We start from the raw sequence: 19,224 nt of genomic DNA on the forward strand, positions 1-19,224 counted from the left end.
CACCAGATCCGGCCCCAGCGCCTGCAGGCGCGCCACCAGATCGCTCAGGCCGGCGCCGTCGCGGGCGACCGCGAACGCCTGACCCTGCGGCAGGACATGCACGTCCAGCCGCGCCTTGCACACGTCGATCCCGACACACACCGGTCCCATCCCGCCCCACCCTTGCGCAACCGGGCTCTTGCGGCCCGAGCGACTGTCCGGGGTCGTGGAAGGAACGGGCAGGCTCCCAAGCTGAGGTGCGGGCTTCAAAGCCCCAGGATGAGCCGGGGTCCTGCCCGTCGCCGCGGATCCGACCTTACCAGATCGGACGCCGACTGACTTACAAGGATGAGGGCGAGGATTGGACAGGTGGCTCCAGCCATCGCGTGCCACGCCTTCGTCAACGCGGTCGCCGGCTGACCAGGACGATGCCTGCGAGGATCAGCGGGATCGCGAGAGCCAAGACAGGCGGGAAGCTCTCGCCCAGCAACGTTACCGCCAAGCCCTTGCCAGTGATCGCGCCGATCCAGCCGATCTGGCTGAGCCCGACCGGGCCGCTCACCTTCTGAAGGACGAAGAACAGGCCGTAGGTGGCGGCGATGATCGCGGCCTGAACCGGCAGCAGCGCTAAGGTCCCGGTCGCGGGCACCGCGAAGAGCGGCACGGCAGCCAGGATGGCGTAGGCACCGATCATCACGGCGGCCACCAGCACCATCACCGGCGCCAGCAGGCGCGGCGACGTACCAGTAGGCCACGCCACCGTGCGATAGATGTTGCCGGCGGCCACGCTGACCGGCGCCGCGAGCGCGAGCCCCGCCCAAATCCCTCCACCCTCGGCACCGGTGAGTCGCGAGGCCGCGAACAGAACCGCGCCGCCGAGCCCGAGCGCCATGCCGACCACGCCTGGAACCGAGACGCGATCCATCCCGAGAACCAACGCCAGGCCGTAGGTCAACAGCGGCGGGAAGGCGAGGCAGAGCGCGACGAAGCCGGCCCCGACATGCAGGATCGCCGCGAAGGACAGGATGTTCGGCAGGGCGAAGCTCAGCAGCCCGGCCCACAGCCCGTAGCGCAGGAGGGCCGAGGACGGCCTCAATCTCTCGCCCGCCAAGCCCGCGGCGGCCGTAAGAACGAGCCCGCCACCCAGCGCCGACCAGAACAGGAAGCCGATCGGATGCCAGCCGAGACTGCTGGCCAGGCCGGCCATGACGGTGGTCAGCCCCAGCAGCGCTCCGGTCGACAGCAGCAGACCGTATGCCGTCGGCGCGACCGCAGGCATGATGGTTCGGCCCGTCGCATCCATCGCGTTTCTCCACGTCCGGCTCAGAGGCCGGGGCGATTGCCTGCCGGACCCTCCGCGCCTAAAATCTCGACGCAAAGTATCTCGACGTCAAGATATCAGGGAACGTGAGATGGCGCCCCTCCAGGACCGAGCTTCCCGTGCCGTCGTGCAATGGTGCCGCGAGCGGCCCGATCTCGATCCGTTTCCCATGGAGGTTCTGGGCCGCCTGACCGAGCTGGCGCAGGTCATCCTCCGCGACCGGCTCAACCCGGCCTTCGCGGGCTTCGGCCTCCAGCAGGGCGAGTTCGACGTGCTCGCGACCTTGCGGCGGTCGGGCGCGCCCTACGCGCTGACGCCGACCGCGCTCTGCGACGCGACGATGATCTCATCGGGCGGGATGACCGCGCGGATCGATCGCCTGGAAAAGGCCAGCCTGATCGAGCGGCAGAAACACCCGACCGACCGGCGGGGCACCCTCGTCGCGCTGACCGATTCGGGCAAAGAACTGATCGACGCCGTGCTGCCCGCCCATGTCGAAACCGAGCGCGGCATCCTGGCGGCCCTGACAAACGACGAGCAGCGCATGTTGAATGCGCTGCTCGCGAAACTGCTTGCCGGACTCGGGTAAGCGGGCGGCAGCCGCTCCGGCCGCCGCCCCTGTGTCGTGCTTACGCGGCGATCGCCTGCGCGGTCGGGCCGGCGGCGCGCACGTCGGCATCGACATGGGCCTCGAAGCGCTTGAAGTTGTCGTCGAACATCTTCACCAGCCGGGCCGCCGTCTCGACGAAGGCGCCCTTGTTGCCCCAGGTCTTGACCGGGGTGAGGATGTGCGGCTCGACGCCCGGGACCGAGACCGGCACCGCGAAGCCGAAATACGGGTCGCGGCGGAACTCGGCCTGGGCCAGCGAACCGTCGAGCGCCGCACTCAGCAGCCGGCGGGTGACGCGGATCGGCATGCGCCGGCCGGTGCCGACGCCGCCGCCGGTCCAGCCGGTGTTGACCAGCCAGCAATCGACACTGTGCTTGGCGATCAGGTCGCGGAGCAGGTTGCCGTAGGCGCTCGGGTGCCGGGGCATGAACGGCGCGCCGAAGCAGGTCGAGAACGTCGCCTCCGGCCCGGTCAGGCCGCGCTCGGTGCCGGCCACCTTGGCGGTGTAGCCCGAGAGGAAGTGGTACATCGCCTCGGCGCCGGTGAGCTTGGCGATCGGCGGCATCACCCCGAAGGCGTCGCAGGTCAGCATCACGATGTTCTTCGGATGCCCGGCCCGGCCGGTGGCGCTGGCATTGGCGATGAAGTCCAGCGGGTAGGCGCAGCGGGTGTTCTCGGTGAGCGAGCCGTCATCGAAATCCGGCACCCGGGTCACCGGGTCGATCACCACGTTCTCCATCACTGTGCCGAAGCGCTCGGTGGTGGCGTAGATCTCGGGCTCGGCGTTGCGCGAGAGGCGGATCGTCTTGGCGTAGCAGCCGCCCTCGAAGTTGAAGATGCCTTCGTCCGACCAGCCGTGCTCGTCGTCGCCCAGAAGCTGGCGCGAGGAATCGTTCGACAGCGTCGTCTTGCCGGTGCCCGACAGGCCGAAGAAAATCGCCGAGCCGCCCTCGGCGTCGAGCGCCGCGTTGGCGGAGCAGTGCATCGGCATGACGTTCTGGCCGGGCAGGATGTAGTTCAGGTAGGTGAAGACCGACTTCTTCATCTCGCCCGCGTAGGCCGAGCCGCCGATCAGCACGAGCTTCTTGGAGAAATCGATGGCGATCACGGTCTTGGACCGGCAGCCGTGCCGGGCGGGATCCGCCTGGAAGCTCGGCAGGTCGATGATCGTCAGGTCCGGCACGTAGGCGGCGAGCTCGGAACGGTCCGGCCGGATCAACAGGTTGCGGATGAACAGCGAGTGCCAGGCGAACTCGGTGAAGACCCGGGCCTTCACCCGGTGGGCCGGGTCGGCGCCGCCAAAGAGGTCCTGGGCGAACAGCTCCTTGCCCTCGGCATGCTTCAGGAAATCCTGATGCAGGGTCGCGAACTGCTCGGGCGTGATCGCGCCGTTGTTCTCCCACCAGACCTCGTTCTCGGTGGCGGCATCGCGCACCACGAACTTGTCCTTGGGGGAGCGGCCGGTATGGCTGCCGGTGGTCGCCACGAAGGCGCCGCCGCGGGCGAGCTGGCCCTCCTTGCGGGCGAGCGCCTCCTCGTAGAGGCGCGGCGCCTCGAAATTCCAATGGACGGCCTTCAGCCCGCGGAAGCCAGCGGCCTCGGCATCGTGGGCCGCGTTGTGATCACCGATGTTGGTCAAGAGCGTATCTCCCGGGGCCCCTGTTCGTGCCGTCGACGCGACATGACCGGACGCCATCGGCATCCGGGATTGCACCGGGGGACGTCCGTGCAGTCGGACAGGACCGCCGCACGCTGGATCTCCGTTCCCCGGTCGCCGGCCGGTCCCATACTGGATAGGCGGCCAAGCGTTGCCGTCTTACTGGGTGTTGGCGGGGGCCTGCAACGTGGATGAGCGGCTTTGACCACAGTGATGATCGCAGCAAGCCCCTGCTGTAACCAGTTGGATCTGGGTATTCTTAATTCCGGCGGCGGCAAAGTGGGCTGGAAATACCCATATCGACGGTGGGCGCAGATGCGCCCTTGCGCGGCGCCCCCCGGCCGCTATGCCCTGCCGAACGTTCCGTAGATCCCCGCCAAAAGGCACACAGAGGCACGATGCCCCAAGCCGTCGCCGGCCCCGAGATCGAGCGCCTGATCCAGCTTCTGTCCCGGATGCCGGGTCTGGGACCGCGCTCGGCGCGGCGGGCCGCGCTCCAGCTCATCAAGAAGCGCGAGACCCTGCTCGCGCCCCTGGCCGATGCCATGCGGGTGGCGGCCGAGCGCATCGTGGTGTGCTCAAGTTGCGGCAACGTCGACACCTCCGACCCCTGCACGATCTGCCGGGATACCGAGCGCGACCCCTCAACCCTCGTGGTGGTGGAGGACGTGTCGGACCTCTGGGCCCTGGAGCGGTCCGGGGCCGTCAAGGCGCGCTACCACGTGCTGGGCGGCGTCCTGTCGGCGCTCGACGGCGTGCGGCCCGAGCACCTGAACCTCGCGAGCCTCGTGGAGCGCGCGGCCGATCCCGCGGTGAAGGAAATCATCCTGGCGCTGAACGCCACCGTCGACGGCCAGACCACCGCCCATTACCTCACCGAATCGATTCGGCACCTCGACCGCAAGGTGACGCGCCTCGCCCACGGCGTCCCGGTCGGCGGCGAGCTGGACTATCTCGACGAGGGGACGCTCACAGCGGCGATCCGCAGCCGCACCGCCTTCTGAGCGTCTTGTCGTCACGGCGTCGGCGCGACGCGCAGCGACGGTATTTGACCGGCCCCGACCCACGCCATATTGCCTCGGAATCCCCGGAGTCCGCGACTGTGGTGCTCCCCTCGCCGGTTTCCGCCATGACCATTCGTCCGCTCGTCATCCTCCCCGACGCCGTCCTGCGCCGCAATTCCGATCCGGTCGGGCCGATCACGCCCGAGATCCGTACCCTCGTGGCCGACATGTTCGAGACGATGTACGACGCCCCGGGCGTCGGGCTGGCGGCGATCCAGGTCGGCGTCGCCAAGCGGGTCGTGACCATCGACACCTCGAAGGAAGAGGGCGTGCGCGATCCGCGGGTCTTCATCGATCCCGAGATCGTCTGGTCCTCGGAGGAGAAGCGGGTCTACGACGAGGGCTGCCTGTCGATCCCGGAATACTATGCCGAGGTCGAGCGGCCGGACCGGGTCCGGGTGAAGTTCCGCGATCTCGACGGCAACGAGCAGGAGATCGAGGCGGACGGCCTGCTGGCGACCTGCATCCAGCACGAGATCGACCACCTCAACGGCGTGCTGTTCATCGATCACATCTCGAAGCTGAAGCGGGACCGGGTGATCAAGCGCTTCACCAAGGCGGCCAAGCGCGACGCGGCCTGACGCCGATGCGCGTCGTCTTCATGGGCACGCCGGATTTCGCGGTGCCGACCCTCGCCCGGCTCGCGCAGGACGGCCACACGATCGCGGCCGTCTACACCCGCGCGCCCGCCAAGGCCGGCCGCGGCATGAGCCTGCGGCCCTCGCCGGTCCACGCGCTGGCCGACAGCCTCGGGATCCCGGTGCTGACGCCGGCAAGCCTGCGCACCCCCGAGGCGGCCGAGATCTTCGCGGCGCATGGGGCCGATATCGGCGTCGTGGTGGCCTACGGGATGCTGCTGCCGCAGGCGATCCTCGATGCGTCCAAGCACGGCTGCCTCAACCTGCACGGGTCGCTGCTGCCGCGCTGGCGGGGCGCGGCGCCGATCCAGCGCGCCGTGATGGCAGGGGATGCCGAGAGCGGCGTCGGGATCATGCGCATGGAGGCCGGCCTCGATACCGGGCCGGTGGCCCTGGAAGGCCGCATCCCGATCGCGCCGGGCATGACCGCCGGCGAGCTTCACGACGCGCTGATGCCGCTCGGGGCCGAGCTGATGTCCCAGGCCCTCGAACGCCTGGAAACCGGCGATCTCACCTTCACGCCGCAATCTGCCGAGGGCGTCGTCTACGCGCACAAGATCGGCAACGACGAGGCGCGGATCGACTGGTCGCTGCCGGCCGCGCAGGCGGCGAACCGGATCAACGGCCTGTCGCCGTTCCCGGGGGCTTTCTTCGAGGTCGATCTCGGCAAGGGAGTCGAGCGGGTGAAAGTCCTTCGCGCCTCGCCCGGCGACGGCGCGGGCGCGCCCGGAACCCTCCTCGATGCCGACGGCCTCGTCGCCTGCGGCGAGGGCGCGGTCCGGCTGCTGGAGCTGCGCCGGGCCGGCAAGGGCGGCAGCGCCAGCGGCGCCGAGTTCGTGCGCGGCGCGCGCATCGCGCCCGGCGCAAGCCTCGGCTGATGCCCCGCTACAAGCTCGTCATCGAGTACGACGGCACGCCGTTCTGCGGCTGGCAGCGTCAGGCCGACGAACCCACCGTCCAGGGCGCGATCGAAGCGGCGGTAACGCGCTTCTCCGGCGAGGATGGCCGGCTCACCTGCGCCGGCCGGACCGATGCCGGGGTCCACGCCATCCATCAAGTCGCGCATCTCGACCTCGCCAAGGACTGGCGGACCGACACGGTGCGGGATGCCATCAACGCCCATCTGCGGCCGCAACCCGTGGCCGTGCTCTCCGCCGCAATCGTCCCGCCGAGTTTTGACGCGCGCCACTCGGCGATCCGCAGGCACTACCGCTACCGCATCCTCAACCGCCGCAGCCCCGCCGCACTCACCCGCGCCCATGTCTGGCACGTGCCCTGGCCGCTCGACCCGGAGGCGATGCATCACGCCGCCCAACGCCTCGTCGGCCGCCACGATTTTTCCGCCTTCCGGGCGGCCGAGTGCCAGGCCAACAGCCCCGTGCGGACGCTGGAGCAACTCGACGTGGCGCGCGCCACGATGGCGCTGCACGAGGAGATCGTGGTGACGACCTGCGCGCGTTCGTTCCTGCACCATCAGGTTCGGGCCATGGTCGGCACGCTGATGCTCGCCGGCTGCGGACGGCTCACGGCCGACGACGTGGCCGACATCCTGGCCTCGGGCGAGAAGCGCCGGTGCGGACCGCTGGCGCCCGCGAGTGGGCTGACGTTTGTGGGTGTGGATTACGCGTAGACATACCTCAAGTTTGGTATGGCGCTAAAATCAGTGAATTAGTCAATCTATAGTTGACTGACGATTTCTAACCGCCCATGTTGAGCCGCAACTCAAATGGCGACCTCTGATATGATAAATAACGTCACATTATTAGTTATTTCAATCCTACTTAGCGCGCTTCCGCCAATTGTATTTGTTGGCATTAGGCAAGCTGTTAAAATCAATCGTCAAGAAGTTGTTCGTGATTTAGCAGCAGTGTTCACACTGCCAGACTCCCGTAATGAGGGGCCAATTCCATCTTTTGAATTCGTGAAGTACAAATACTTCTTTCATCGTGTCGGCGAAGATAACGATGAAGAACCCCGAGATCATTCGTTGTCATCCTGGCTGATTGGTGCAGTTCCACTTATACTTCTGCTATTTTTATTATCATATCTTGCAGTTATGTCGATCGAACCATACGTTTTTGATTTTGTCGGAAAATCCCTTGGTGCATCAACAAATCAGAAGCCCTCCCTGGATATGGAACCTACGCCGATGTGGGTGTGGAGTCTTTGCGCATCATTAAGCGGAGGCTATGTTTTTATGATCCGAAGTTTTTATAGGGCTATCAATAATTTTGACTTCAGCCCAATGTCATTAGTTGGCGCCTGCAACAATCTTTTGGTTGGAATTATTGGCGCGCAAATACTCACCTGCGTCGTCCTAAATCCGTTAGCAAATGCAACAATGCTTCACGAAAGCGTTATTTCCGCCGTGCTTTTATTCTCATTTGCTATTGGTTATTTGCCTGATAGCGCCACTCGGACGATCCTGTGGCGAAGTGATCTTGGAAATTTCAAGCGCGAGAACCGCGACATCTACAAATCGTCTTTAACAACTCCGGTCGAAATTATCGACGGAATTGATACGGAAACTCGGGATCGCTTGGCAGACTATCATATCCGCTCAACCCAAAATCTTGCAACCGCAAATCCATTGATGTTATTTGTTGAGACTCCATTCGGGGTTTACCAGATTATGGACTGGGTTGCTCAGGCACAACTATGCTGCTCGGTTGGTCCAGAGGCCCTTGTTAAGCTTTGGCGGATCGGAATTCGAACTCTTTTCGACCTGGAACGTGCAGCACTCGATGATAATTGTCGAGACGATCAATTACTGCGTAAGATTGGGGCAATCCTGCTCCCTATTCAGGCGTGCCCCGAACAAAACATCGATTATAATGCAAATACGAAGCAATCACCTGAAATTACGAGTGAAATTATAGCTAATATAGTAGTTAGACTAGACGATCCGCACGTTCATAGACTGCGACAAATATACATTCGCATCGGAAATCGGATCGGCTCCGATAGCCGGAGGTTCCCGAATACGGGACGGTACAGTCAAGGATCTAACCCAGCATCGAGCGATACTAGTTCTGCTCCAGCATAAAAGTACGTCTCCAACACCCGCTCATAAATCGCCGTCAGCCGGTTGAGATCCGCCACCGCCACGCATTCATCGACCTGATGCATGGTCTCGCCGACGAGGCCGAATTCGATCACCGGACAGGCATCCTTGATGAATCTGGCATCGGAGGTGCCGCCGGTGGTGGACAACGTCGGCGTGAGGCCGGTCTCGGCTTCGATCGCTCGGGAGACGAGATCCACGAAGGCGTCCGGTTGAGTCAGGAAGGCCGGGGCGTTCGAGGGCTGCAGATCGAGGGTGAAGCGTACCGCGTTGCCGGCCGCCTGCTCCAGCCGCTTGTGGAGTTCGGCGCCGAGGCTGGCGGCGGTCCAGTCGTCGTTGAAGCGGACGTTGAAGGTCGCCCGGGCGGTGGCTGGGATCACGTTGGTGGCGGGGTTGCCGACGTCGATCGTCGTGAATTCGAGGTTCGAGGCGTCGAAATGGGCCGTGCCGCCGTCGAGAGGCTCGGCCACCAGCGCCGAGGCGAGCCGCAGCAGCCCGGGGATCGGGTTCTCGGCCTTGTGCGGATAGGCGACGTGGCCCTGGCGCCCCAGCACCGTGAGCTTGCCGGTGAGCGAGCCGCGGCGGCCGATCTTGATCATCTCGCCCAGCCGCCCCGGATTGGTCGGCTCGCCCAGCAGGCAATGGTCGAAGCGCTCGCCCCGGGCGCGGGCCCAGTCCAGAAGCTTGACCGTTCCATTAACCGCCGGCCCCTCCTCGTCGCCGGTGATCAGGAAGGCGATGGAGCCCGGAAACGCGCCGCCCCAGCGCTGGACGAAGGCCAGGGTCGCGGCCAGCATGCAGGCGATGCCGCCCTTCATGTCGGCGGCCCCGCGTCCGTAGAGCAGACCGTCCGCCACTGCCGCCTCGAACGGGCCGTGGCGCCAGGCCCCCTCGCCAGCCGGCACCACGTCGGTATGGCCGGCGAAGACCAGACAGGGGCCGCGCGCGCCGAGCCGGGCGTAGAGGTTCGGGGTGTCGGGATAGCCGGGCTCGGAGAAGACCGGCCGCTCGATCGCGAAACCGACCGCTTCCAGCGCCTGCGCCACCACGTCGAGGGCGCCGCGATCCTCCGGCGTCACCGAGGGACAGCGAATCAGCTCTTGGGCGAGCGACAGGGCGGAATGGTCGGCCGGCATGGGGCGAGTCCCGGGAGGGAGGGTCTGGCGATGCCCCTTACACCAAGTCGGGCGGTCCGGAGATTCGTATCCGGACTCGAGGCCACAAAGGAACCTGCTACCGCAGAGCGTCGTCGGTCTCGCGGCGCCTTTGCCCGGGCGCATCTTACACGAGTGCGTGAAGTCAGACCTGACGGGCGGCGCAGTCAGACTTTGTCAGTCGTTGCGGCGGCATTGTTTGCGCAATTGAATAGAGCGCAATGGGATGGCGCCATGAGGGGCAACAAGACCGGCTTTCCAGTCGATACCGCGGCCAACAGGCGCGACGGCCAGCGGCGGGAGGTCCTGATCCCGGCGACGATCCGATGTCCCGATGGTGAGTCTTTCAGCTGCATCCTGCGGGACATGTCGCCGGGCGGTGCCAAACTGTCGGTCTCCCGCCGGCATCGCCTGCCGCAGACCTTCACCCTCTCGGTGCCCGGCCACGACACCACTTATCCCGTCCGCCGGGTCTGGCAGCGCGCCGACGCCGCCGGAATCGTCCTCGATCTGCCGAAAGCCGGCGAGTCCTGAGATCCGGCCGCGCGCCGCCGCAGCCCGATCTAGAGGCTGCGGCGGGATCGGAGACCTACTTCGTCACCACCACGTGCACGTCGCCCTGGCGGCGGAGCACCGAGACCGTGACGTCGTCGTCGTAGCGTTGGAACCGGATGTCCAGGCGCGAGGACCCCAGCTTGACGTTGTAGAGCGTCACGCCGTCGAGGAAGCCCGGCAGGATCGGGTTCTTGAGCCGGACGCTGTTGCGGTCGTGATCGAGCTCCAGGCCGAGGCAAGCGGCCAGGAACGCGAACGGCGCCGCCGCCGCCCAAGCCTGCGGGCTGCAGGCCACCGGATAGGCCACGGGACCGCGCTGCTTGCGGCGCATGAAGCCGCAGAACAGCTCCGGCAGGCGCTTCTGGTCCTGGTAGAGCGAGGTGTCGAACATCCCCTGGAAGATGCGCGCGGCCTCGTGCTTGCGGTCGTAGCGGGCGAGACCCATGGCAACGAGGGCGTTGTCGTGCGGCCAGATCGAGCCATTGTGGTAGGACATCGGGTTGTAGCGCGCCTCGCCCTTGGCGATGGTGCGCACGCCCCAGCCGTTGAAACCGTCCTTGCACAGCAGGGTCTCGGCGACCCGCGCCGCCCGCTCCGGCTTGGCGATGCCGGTGAACAGGGCGTGCCCGGCATTCGACGAGCGCACGGCGCATTGCTTCTTGGCGCCGTCGAGCGCCAGCGCGTAGGTGCCGATCTCCTCGTTCCAGAAGGCCGCGTCGAAGCGCTCGCGCAGGGCGGTGGCTTCGAGCGAGAGCCGCTCGGCCATCGGGTCGTGCCCGAGGAGCGCCGCGAGCTTGGCCATGCCGGTTTTGGCGGCATAGACGTAGCCCTGGACTTCGCAGAGCGCGATCGGGCCCTTGGCGAGCTGGCCGTCCGTGTGGAAGATCGAATCGTGGCTGTCTTTCCAGCCCTGATTCTCAAGGCCCTTGTCGGTGTCGCGGGCGTATTCGACGAAGCCGTCGCCGTCCCGGTCGCCGTAGCGGTCCATCCAGTCGAGGGCGAGCTCGAGGGACGGCCAGATCGCCCGGATCGTCTCCAGATCGCCCGTGACGGCGTAGTATTCCCAGGCCAGCATCACGAAGAGCGGCGTGCCGTCGATGGTCCCGTAATAGTGGCGGAACGGCACCTCGCCGAGCATCGCCATCTCGCCCCGCCGGGTCTCGTGCAGCACCTTGCCGGGCTGGGCGTCGGCGGCGGGATCGACCGCCTGGGCCTGGGTCGAGGCGAGGTAGCGCAGGACGCCGCGGCCGAATTTCGGATCGATCCACAAAGCCATCAGGGCTGTGATGATGCCGTCGCGGCCGAAGACCGTCGAATACCAGGGGATGCCGGCGAAGGGGTAGATCCCCTCGGGCGTCCGGCTCGCTAGCATGTAGAGGTCGGCGGTGGCCCGGCACAGGCCCTCGTTGAACTGGTCGTTCGACGAGATGATCGTGGTGATCCCAGCCGTCAGCGCGCGCAGGTCCCGGCGCGAATCGCGGTAGGCGCGCGCGAAGATCATGCCCTCGGCGAGGTCCTTCGGCTCACGCCGGGCGCCGCCGACATTGGCCGCGAGCGTCAGCTTGGCGGCAGCATCCTCGCCGACCATCTCGTCGCTCGGCGGCTTGGTGAAGGCCCGGTGGGCTTCGAAGGCCACGCGAATAAACAGCGAGGCGCGCCCCTCCGGCGGCAGCGATACGTCGAACACCGCGCGGCCGGGCTCGATCTGGTCCGGCTTCGGGCCGAAATGCAGCGAGGTGGTCCGCACGATCTCGTCGAGGCCGACGTAGCGGAACTGTACCTCCCGATCGCTCGCCACCAGCACGCCGCGCTTGCCCCGCTCCTTGCGGTCGGTGCCGCGCACCTCGAACAGGTCGCGGTAATCCGCGTCGAAGGTGACGGCGATGCGCAGGCGGCGGTGCTTCGAATCGAAGGAGCGCAGGCCGATCCGGTCGTAGCAGGCGCCCCGGAACAGGAACTTGGTGCGCTCGATCGCGATCGTCTCACGCGGGATCGAGGTCTCGTCATGGGCGTCGAGGCGGATGTCGGGCGTCGTCATGTCGACGCTGAGCGCGCCGTTGTCGTCCTGCATCACCGAGGACAGCATCAGCGGTCGCTGTCCCTCCACGGTCACTTCGAGCCGGGAGAGGTAGCGGGTGTCCTGGAAATACAGGCCCTCCGGCCCCGGCTGGACGCCGATATCGCCGTAGGAATCGAGGACCCCGAAAGCCTCGCCGAATTTCAGCGCCCTTAGGGGCCGCTCCACCAGCGAGGTGTGCGCCTCGATGTGATAGGTCGGCAGCACATCGTCGGCGTCCTGGAAGCCTGGCGCAACCTTGACGGTGCTGGCCTGTGTCCGAGCGGTCGCGTTGTGGGCCGCCGTATTCTCCGCCGCCATGCAGAACGTCTCCGAGTGCGTGTGAGGGGTACGAATCGAGAGGGCCGCCGCATCGGCTCTGATGCGGCGGCCCTCGTGACCATTCGGATGAGGCGCCTTTACGACGCTAGGCCGGGCCGGCCGTGTCTCGCAAGCCCGATGCCGGAGATTACGCCGGCATCGCCGCAACCGAGATCGACGGCCGCGCCGAGCCGTTCACGTCGCCGTAATGGGGCGTGAAGCCGGATTTCGGCAGCTGGATCACGTCGGCGCCGCGGGCGAGCAGCTCCTCGTAGGCGGCGACGTATTTCTTGACCATGCACTCGGCGGTGAACTGGCTCTCGAAGTGCTTGCGCACCCCCTCGCGGCTCATGACCTTGACCTTGGCCACCGCCTCGACGGCGTCGTCCATGGTCTGGCAGAGCACGCCGCTCACGCCGTCCTTGATGACTTCCGGCACGGAGCCGTTGCGGAAGGCGATCACCGGCGTGCCGGCCGACATCGCCTCGATCATGACCAGGCCGAAGGGCTCCGGCCAGTCGATCGGGAAGGCGAGCGCCAGGGCGTTGCCGAGGAAGTCCTTCTTCTGCTCCTCGTTGATCTCGCCGATATACTCGACCAGCGGATGGTGGGTCATCGGCTCGATGACCTCGTCCCAGTAATCCTGGTCCGCCTTGTCGACCTTGGCGGCGATCTTGAGGGGCGTGCCCGAGCGGATCGCCATCTCGATGGCGCGGTCGGGGCGCTTCTCCGGGGAGATGCGGCCGAGGAACGCCAGGTAGCCGCCCTTGGCTTCCGGGTGATACGGGCAGTTCTGCGACGGCAGGCCGTGATGGATCGTCGACAGCCAATTGACGTTCGGCGGCATCGGCTCGCGCTGGTTGTCGGAAATCGACACGAGCGGCATGCCGGTGAAGGTGCGGTAAACCGGCATGAAGTCCGGCACGTCGAGGCGGCCGTGCATCGTGGTGATGCACTTGTGGTTCAGATCCTCGAACATCGGATACTGAAGCAGGTCGATGTGGAAGTGGAGGATGTCGAATTCGTGCGCCCGGCGATGCACCTGGTGCAGCATGGCCAAATGGCTGGCGGTGTGATCCCGGTAGCCGAGCAGGCGCAGGCCCTCGGGCGTGCAGGCGGCGAGCTTCGCCGACGTCTCCGAATCGCCGCTGGCGAACAGGGTGACGTCGTGGCCCTGACGGACCAGTTCTTCTGTGATCCAGCTGACGACGCGCTCGGTGCCGCCGTAGAACTTCGGAGGGACGGCCTCCGACAACGGAGCGATCTGGGCAATGCGCACGAAGTGTCTCCTGGTTGGCCGTATTTGACGGGGGGTCTAACCCTGCCGGCCTGAGCGGGACATGAATGAAACCGACGGCCAAGGTTATGGTTCCTCCGCCAGACAGTGTCGCTGCGCGTTTTGTGCGGCGCGGGACCTATCCCCGCATTCCCCGAACCCCGCCCCCCTCGTGGACTAGGATCGGTCTCGCGGCAGCCGTGCCGAGCCGAGGCGGAAGCCGTTGCCGTCGCTGCGGGTTTCTGTCATAAGCCGCCCCGCGTCGAACCGCCCGGCCGATAGGGCTGCCGTGGCGGCTCGTGCTGCTCCACCAGAAGCATCATCGCGCACACCTCATCCGACCCTCACGGGTCGGTCCGGAGGGATTTTCGCGCAACGGAGAGCCAAATGCCCAAGCTGAAGACCAAATCGGGCGCCAAGAAGCGCTTCAAGATCACCGGCACCGGCAAGGTGATGTACGCCCAGGCCGGCAAGCGCCACGGGATGATCAAGCGGACGACCAAGCAGATCCGCAACCTGCGCGGCACCACGACCCTGTTCGAGGGCGATGCCGCCAACGTGAAGAAGTACTTCCTGCCGAACGCGCGGTAAGCCTTCGACACCCGTTGCCACTGTCTTTCGTCGAAACCAGGAGATAACCGATGGCCCGCGTCAAGCGCGGCGTGACCAGTCACGCGAAGCACAAAAAAGTTCTGAAGGCCGCCAAGGGCTATTACGGCCGGCGCAAGAATACGATCCGCATCGCCAAGCAGGCGGTCGAGAAGGGCATGCAGTATGCCTATCGCGACCGCAAGAATAAGAAGCGCACGTTCCGCGCCCTGTGGATCCAGCGCCTCAACGCGGCAGTGCGCGAGCACGGCCTGACCTACTCGCGCTTCATCAACGGTCTGGCGAAGTCCGGCATCGTCGTCGACCGCAAGGCGCTGTCGGAGCTGGCGATCCACGAGCCGGCGAGCTTCGCCGCCGTGGTCGAGAAGGCCAAGGCCGCCCTCCCCGAGACCACCGCCAAGGCCGCCTGAGGCTCAATCTCCCGCGCAAGCGGACGGAAGGCGCGGCTCTCCTCAGGGAGCTGCGCCTTCGTCGTTTCCGAGCTGCCGCGGTGCGTATCGCCGTTTGCGCGGATGCCCTGACTTGCGCGAATGCAAACGGCGCGCAAAAGCATGCCGCGATCGCGGACCGCCAACCCAGTTCGAAAAAAACGATGACCGATCTCGACACCCTCGAACGCGATCTCCTGGCCCAGGTGACGGCGGCGTCCGACGAAGCCGCCCTCGACGCGGTACGCGTGGCCGCGCTCGGCAAGAAGGGCAGCGTCTCGGACCTGCTCAAGACCCTGGGCTCGATGACGCCCGAGGAGCGCAAGGAACGCGGCCCCCTGATCAACGGCCTGCGCGACCGGGTCCAGGAGGCCGTCACGGTCCGCAAGAGCGCCCTGGTCGAGGCTGCCCTGGAGGCCCGCCTCGCCTCCGAGCGGGTCGACGTCACGCTGCCCCTGCGCGAGGCGCCGGAGGTGCGCGGCCGAATCCACCCGATCACGCAGGTGATCGACGAGATCACCGCGATCTTCGCCGATATGGGCTTCGCCGTGGCCGAGGGCCCGGATATCGAGACCGACGAGCTGAACTTCACCGCGCTCAACTTCCCGCCCGGCCACCCGGCCCGGGAGATGCACGACACGTTCTTCCTGGCGCCGGACCATACCGGCAAACGCAAGGTGCTGCGCACCCACACGTCGCCGGTCCAGATCCGCACGATGCGGTCGCAGACGCCGCCGATCCGGGTGATCATCCCGGGCCGGACCTACCGGCACGATTCCGACCAGACCCACACGCCCATGTTCCATCAGGTCGAGGGGCTGGTGATCGACACCGCGGCCAACATCGCCAACCTGAAATGGGTGCTGGAGGAATTCTGCAAGGCGTTCTTCGAGGTGGACGGCGTGAAGATGCGCTTCCGCCCATCGTTCTTCCCCTTCACCGAACCGTCGGCCGAGGTCGATATCCAGTGCTCCCGCAAGGGCGGCGAGATCCGCTTCGGCGAGGGCACTGACTGGCTGGAGATCCTCGGTTGCGGGATGGTGCACCCGAACGTCCTGCGCAATTGCGGCCTCGATCCGGACGCGGTCCAGGGCTTCGCCTTCGGGGTCGGAATCGACCGCATCGCGATGCTCAAATACGGCATGCCGGACCTGCGGCCGTTCTTCGAGGCGGATGTCCGCTGGCTCGACCATTACGGCTTCCGGCCGCTGGACGTGCCGAGTTTGATCGGTGGTTTGACAGGGTAAGGCGCGAGCGGGAGGCGGCCACGATGACCGAGGGCGAGATCCGCACGATTGCCAACGAGATCCTGTCTCGGACGCTGGGAAGTTCCGGCTATGAGCGGGTCGAAGTGCGGCCCGGCTTCGATCATGCCGGTGAACCCTCATGGTTCCTCAAGGCGGTGTTCAAGCCAGGATCTGGTGTCACCGACGGCAGGCGTCTGAACGGCGCCAATGCCGATCTGCGGATGAAGTTGTTGGAACGCGGCGAGGACCGCTTCCCCTACCTGAACGTCGAATATCCCGACGACGAGGTGCTGGCCGACGACGAGGAGCTTGAGAAGCCGTAATGTCGCGTCTCGGCAATCCCCTCGTCTACGATCTTCTCGACGTGGCAGAGAGCTTGGCGCGCCAGAGCGGCCGGATAAACTTGCGTAAGGCTGCGATGCGGCGGGCGGTGAGCAGCGCCTATTATGCGGTGTTCCACGCCTTCTGTTTTGTATGCGCGAGCGTCATCGTCGGCTGGAAGCGGAGCGCCGAACTAGAATCCGTCTACCGCATGCTCGACCACGGCCAAATCAGGAAGCGTCTGACATCCCCGGAAGCTGCGCAGATCGCACCGGACGTGGCCAGGATCGGTGCCACCTTCACGGTTCTTCAGGAGCGCCGGCATCTGGCCGATTACAGCTCGCCGGCTCTCCCGGTGAGCCGGAACGAAACCCTTGCGATCCTGGCTCGCGCCCGCGAGGCCGTGGAGGCTCTCGAATCCCTTGGCGATGACCAGCGGCGCAAGCTGGCCGTCCTCCTCATAACGAAAGCGCGGCTGTCCTGAGCCGCAAGGTTCCGATCGATGAAATTCACCCTCTCCTGGCTTAAGGAACACCTCGACACCGAGGCTTCCCTCGACACCATCGCCGAGACGCTGACGCGGATCGGCCTTGAGGTCGAAGGCGTCGAGGACAAGGCGGCGGCGCTCAAGCCTTACGTGGTCGCCCGGATCCTGACGGCCGAGCAGCATCCCAACGCCGACCGGCTCCGAGTCTGCACCGTCGAGACCGGCGCCGGCGCGCCGGTGCAGGTGGTATGCGGTGCGCCGAACGCTCGGGCCGGCCTCGTCTCGGTCTTCGCGCCGCCCGGCACCTATGTGCCCGGCAAGAACATCACGCTGTCGGTGGGCACGATCCGCGGCGTCGAGAGCCATGGCATGCTGTGTTCGGGCGCGGAGCTCGGCCTCGGCGAGGACCATGACGGCATCCTCGAACTCTCCGCGGACGCGCCGGTCGGCCAGGGCTACGCGCTTTATGCCGGGCTCGATGATCCGGTCATCGAGATCAACCTGACGCCGAACCGCCCGGACTGCACCTCGGTGCACGGCATCGCCCGCGACCTCGCGGCGGCCGGGATCGGCACGCTCAAGCACGAAGCCGTGCCGGGCGTGCGGGGCGAAGGCCCCTGCCCCGTCGAGATCGAGCTGGCCTTCGAACAGGCCGACCGGCATCTCTGCCCGCTCTTCGCCCTGCGGCTGGTACGTGGCGTCAGGAACAGCCCGTCGCCGGCCTGGATGCAGGCCCGGCTGCGGGCGATCGGCCTGCGCCCGATCAACGCGCTGGTGGACATCACCAACTACGTCACCTTCGACCGCGGCCGGCCGCTGCACGTGTTCGATGCCGCCAAGGTGTCGGGCAAGCTGACGGTGCGGCGCGCGCGGGACGGCGAGAGCCTGCTGGCGCTCGACGGGCGCACCCACGCGCTCACCGACGACACGGTGGTGATCGCCGATGAGGCCGGCGTCGAATCGATCGCCGGCATCATGGGCGGCCAGGCTTCCGGCTGCGACGAGACCACCACGGACGTGCTGATCGAATCAGCCCTCTGGGATCCGGCGAATATCGCCCAGTCGGGCCGGCGCCTCGGCATCATCACCGATGCGCGCTACCGGTTCGAGCGCGGCGTCGATCCGGCCTTCACGCTGCCTGGGCTCGACTTGGCGACCCGCCTTGTGATGGATCTCTGCGGCGGCACGCCGTCCGAAGCGAAGATCGCCGGCGAGCCACCGGAATCCGAGCGGATCATCGACTTCCCGTGGACCGAGGTGCGGCGGCTGGCCGGCATCGAGTTGCCTCGGATCGAGATTAAGCTGATTCTGGAGACGCTGGGCTTCCACATCTCCGGCACCGGCGACCGGGTGAAGGTGCTGACGCCGTCCTGGCGGCCGGACGTGGAAGGCAAGGCTGACCTCGTCGAGGAGGTCGTGCGTATCGCCGGCCTCGACCGGATCGAGCCGAAGCCCCTGCCGCGGCTCGCCGGGATCGGCCGGCCGCTGCTCACCGTGATGCAGAAGCGCACCCGCATCGCCAAACGCGCCCTGGCGAGCCGCGGGCTGATGGAGGCGGTGACCTGGTCCTTCGTCCCGCACGTGGACGCCGAGTTGTTCGGCGGCGGCGGTGCCGATCTGGTGCTGGCCAACCCGATCGCCTCGGAACTGTCGGACATGCGCCCGAGCCTCGTGCCGGGACTCCTGCGGGCGGCGCAGCGCAATGCCGACCGGGGCTACCCGGACGCGGCCCTGTTCGAGGTGGGCCAGTGCTTCGCCACGGACGAGCCGGAGGGCCAGAGCATCCGCGCCGCCGCGGTGCGCCGGAACAGCGCCACTCTGGCGGGCGCCGGGCGCCACTGGGACGGATCGGCCAAGACCGTCGATGTCTTCGACGCCAAGGCCGATGCGCTGGCGCTGCTGGGCAGCCTCGGCGTGCCGACCGGCGGCCTTCAGGTGACCGCGGGCGGGCCGTCCTGGCTCCATCCGGGCCGCTCGGGCACCCTGCGCTTCGGCCCGAAATCCGAGATCGGCTGGTTCGGCGAGGTGCATCCGCGGACCCTTCAGGCCCTCGACCTCAAGGGCAGCCTCGTGGCGTTCGAGATCGTGCTCGACGCGCTGCCGCTGCCCAAGCACAAGCCGACCAAGGCCAAGCCCACCCTGGCTTTGTCCGAGTTCCAGCCCCTGTCCCGGGATTTCGCCTTCGTGGTCGGGCGCGACGTGCCGGCGGGCGACATCGTCAAGGCAGCCCAGGGGGCGGAGCGCAAGCTCGTCACCGGCGTCGAGGTGTTCGACCTCTACGAGGGCACCGGCGTGCCGGAGGGTTCGAAATCGGTGGCGATCGCGGTGCGTCTGCAGCCGGTGGACCGCACCCTGACCGATGCCGAGATCGAGGCGGTGAGCGCCAAGATCGTGGCCGAGGTCTCGCGCCGGACCGGCGCGACCCTGCGGGCCTGAG

At 66.6% G+C, this 19,224-nt stretch carries 18 protein-coding genes and 1 pseudogene; 13 read left to right on the forward strand and 6 right to left on the reverse strand.

Translation table 11 applies throughout. The annotated features are described in order from the left end of the window. Together BM228_RS35565 and BM228_RS26780 are read right to left on the reverse strand one after the other, a co-directional pair. Positions 1-150, reverse strand: a pseudogene (locus BM228_RS35565) (IS110 family transposase); the annotation flags it as partial. Between the two features lie 229 nt (positions 151-379). Next, on the reverse strand, positions 380-1,258 hold the full coding sequence (locus tag BM228_RS26780; RefSeq protein WP_244537322.1) for a DMT family transporter: 879 nt from the start codon (positions 1,256-1,258) through the stop codon (positions 380-382). Positions 1,259-1,391: 133 nt separating this feature from the next. Here BM228_RS26780 and BM228_RS26785 point away from each other — a divergent pair, with 133 nt between their 5' ends. Beyond that, a complete protein-coding gene (locus tag BM228_RS26785; RefSeq protein WP_092045387.1) occupies positions 1,392-1,889 on the forward strand; it encodes a MarR family winged helix-turn-helix transcriptional regulator in 498 nt (165 codons plus the stop codon). A 40-nt stretch (positions 1,890-1,929) separates the two neighbouring features. Here the strand turns inward: BM228_RS26785 and BM228_RS26790 are convergent, their stop codons facing one another. Beyond that, positions 1,930-3,549, reverse strand: a complete 1,620-nt coding sequence (locus BM228_RS26790) for a phosphoenolpyruvate carboxykinase (RefSeq protein WP_092045389.1) — start codon at positions 3,547-3,549, stop codon at positions 1,930-1,932. A gap of 416 nt (positions 3,550-3,965) precedes the next feature. Between BM228_RS26790 and recR the strand changes: the two genes are divergently transcribed. The 5 genes from recR (at position 3,966) to BM228_RS34110 (ending at position 8,315) form a co-directional block, all read left to right on the forward strand. Beyond that, positions 3,966-4,571, forward strand: coding sequence for a recombination mediator RecR (gene recR / locus BM228_RS26795; protein WP_092045391.1), 606 nt, complete (start codon positions 3,966-3,968; stop codon positions 4,569-4,571). Between the two features lie 125 nt (positions 4,572-4,696). Continuing rightward, positions 4,697-5,212 (forward strand): peptide deformylase, encoded by a 516-nt coding sequence (def, locus tag BM228_RS26800; protein ID WP_092045473.1) that lies wholly within the window; start codon positions 4,697-4,699, stop codon positions 5,210-5,212. 5 nt (positions 5,213-5,217) lie between these two features. Next, positions 5,218-6,147, forward strand: coding sequence for a methionyl-tRNA formyltransferase (fmt, locus tag BM228_RS26805; protein WP_092045393.1), 930 nt, complete (start codon positions 5,218-5,220; stop codon positions 6,145-6,147). Beyond that, on the forward strand, positions 6,147-6,899 hold the full coding sequence (gene truA / locus BM228_RS26810) for a tRNA pseudouridine(38-40) synthase TruA (protein ID WP_092045395.1): 753 nt from the start codon (positions 6,147-6,149) through the stop codon (positions 6,897-6,899). Before fmt ends, truA begins: the two co-directional genes overlap by 1 nt. Before the next feature lie 96 nt (positions 6,900-6,995). Beyond that, positions 6,996-8,315 carry a hypothetical protein gene (locus BM228_RS34110; protein WP_139234217.1) on the forward strand — a complete coding sequence of 440 codons (1,320 nt, stop codon included), beginning with the start codon at positions 6,996-6,998 and terminating at the stop codon, positions 8,313-8,315. Here the strand turns inward: BM228_RS34110 and dapE are convergent. Beyond that, positions 8,267-9,469, reverse strand: coding sequence for a succinyl-diaminopimelate desuccinylase (gene dapE, locus BM228_RS26815; protein WP_092045397.1), 1,203 nt, complete (start codon positions 9,467-9,469; stop codon positions 8,267-8,269). The genes BM228_RS34110 and dapE overlap by 49 nt on opposite strands. Positions 9,470-9,721: 252 nt before the next feature. Here dapE and BM228_RS34875 point away from each other — a divergent pair, with 252 nt between their 5' ends. Beyond that, positions 9,722-10,021, forward strand: coding sequence for a PilZ domain-containing protein (locus tag BM228_RS34875; RefSeq protein ID WP_167367838.1), 300 nt, complete (start codon positions 9,722-9,724; stop codon positions 10,019-10,021). Positions 10,022-10,076: 55 nt separating this feature from the next. Here BM228_RS34875 and BM228_RS26825 read toward each other — a convergent pair whose 3' ends face one another. Both BM228_RS26825 and BM228_RS26830 read right to left on the reverse strand, forming a co-directional pair. Then, positions 10,077-12,419, reverse strand: coding sequence for an amylo-alpha-1,6-glucosidase (locus BM228_RS26825; protein ID WP_092045401.1), 2,343 nt, complete (start codon positions 12,417-12,419; stop codon positions 10,077-10,079). Positions 12,420-12,567: 148 nt separating this feature from the next. Then, a complete protein-coding gene (locus BM228_RS26830; protein ID WP_092045403.1) occupies positions 12,568-13,698 on the reverse strand; it encodes a glycosyltransferase family 4 protein in 1,131 nt (376 codons plus the stop codon). 384 nt (positions 13,699-14,082) lie between these two features. Here BM228_RS26830 and rpmI point away from each other — a divergent pair, with 384 nt between their 5' ends. The 6 genes from rpmI (at position 14,083) to pheT (ending at position 19,223) form a co-directional block, all read left to right on the forward strand. Continuing rightward, the gene (gene rpmI / locus BM228_RS26835) at positions 14,083-14,286 is read left to right on the forward strand and encodes a 50S ribosomal protein L35 (RefSeq protein WP_007561407.1); all 204 of its coding nucleotides are present in this window, start codon (positions 14,083-14,085) and stop codon (positions 14,284-14,286) included. A 50-nt stretch (positions 14,287-14,336) separates the two neighbouring features. Further along, positions 14,337-14,714 (forward strand): 50S ribosomal protein L20, encoded by a 378-nt coding sequence (rplT, locus tag BM228_RS26840; protein ID WP_007561402.1) that lies wholly within the window; start codon positions 14,337-14,339, stop codon positions 14,712-14,714. A 182-nt stretch (positions 14,715-14,896) separates the two neighbouring features. Next, positions 14,897-15,979 carry a phenylalanine--tRNA ligase subunit alpha gene (gene pheS, locus BM228_RS26845; protein ID WP_092045405.1) on the forward strand — a complete coding sequence of 361 codons (1,083 nt, stop codon included), beginning with the start codon at positions 14,897-14,899 and terminating at the stop codon, positions 15,977-15,979. A 23-nt stretch (positions 15,980-16,002) separates the two neighbouring features. Further along, positions 16,003-16,302 carry a hypothetical protein gene (locus BM228_RS26850; protein WP_092045407.1) on the forward strand — a complete coding sequence of 100 codons (300 nt, stop codon included), beginning with the start codon at positions 16,003-16,005 and terminating at the stop codon, positions 16,300-16,302. Further along, entirely contained in the window at positions 16,302-16,784 is a 483-nt protein-coding gene (locus BM228_RS26855) for a hypothetical protein (protein WP_092045409.1), read from the forward strand. Before BM228_RS26850 ends, BM228_RS26855 begins: the two co-directional genes overlap by 1 nt. Positions 16,785-16,802: 18 nt before the next feature. After that, the gene (pheT, locus tag BM228_RS26860) at positions 16,803-19,223 is read left to right on the forward strand and encodes a phenylalanine--tRNA ligase subunit beta (RefSeq protein WP_092045411.1); all 2,421 of its coding nucleotides are present in this window, start codon (positions 16,803-16,805) and stop codon (positions 19,221-19,223) included. Position 19,224 lies beyond the last annotated feature (1 nt).

The sequence above is a fragment of the Methylobacterium pseudosasicola genome (assembly GCF_900114535.1).
In the GTDB taxonomy this organism is placed as follows: domain Bacteria; phylum Pseudomonadota; class Alphaproteobacteria; order Rhizobiales; family Beijerinckiaceae; genus Methylobacterium; species Methylobacterium pseudosasicola.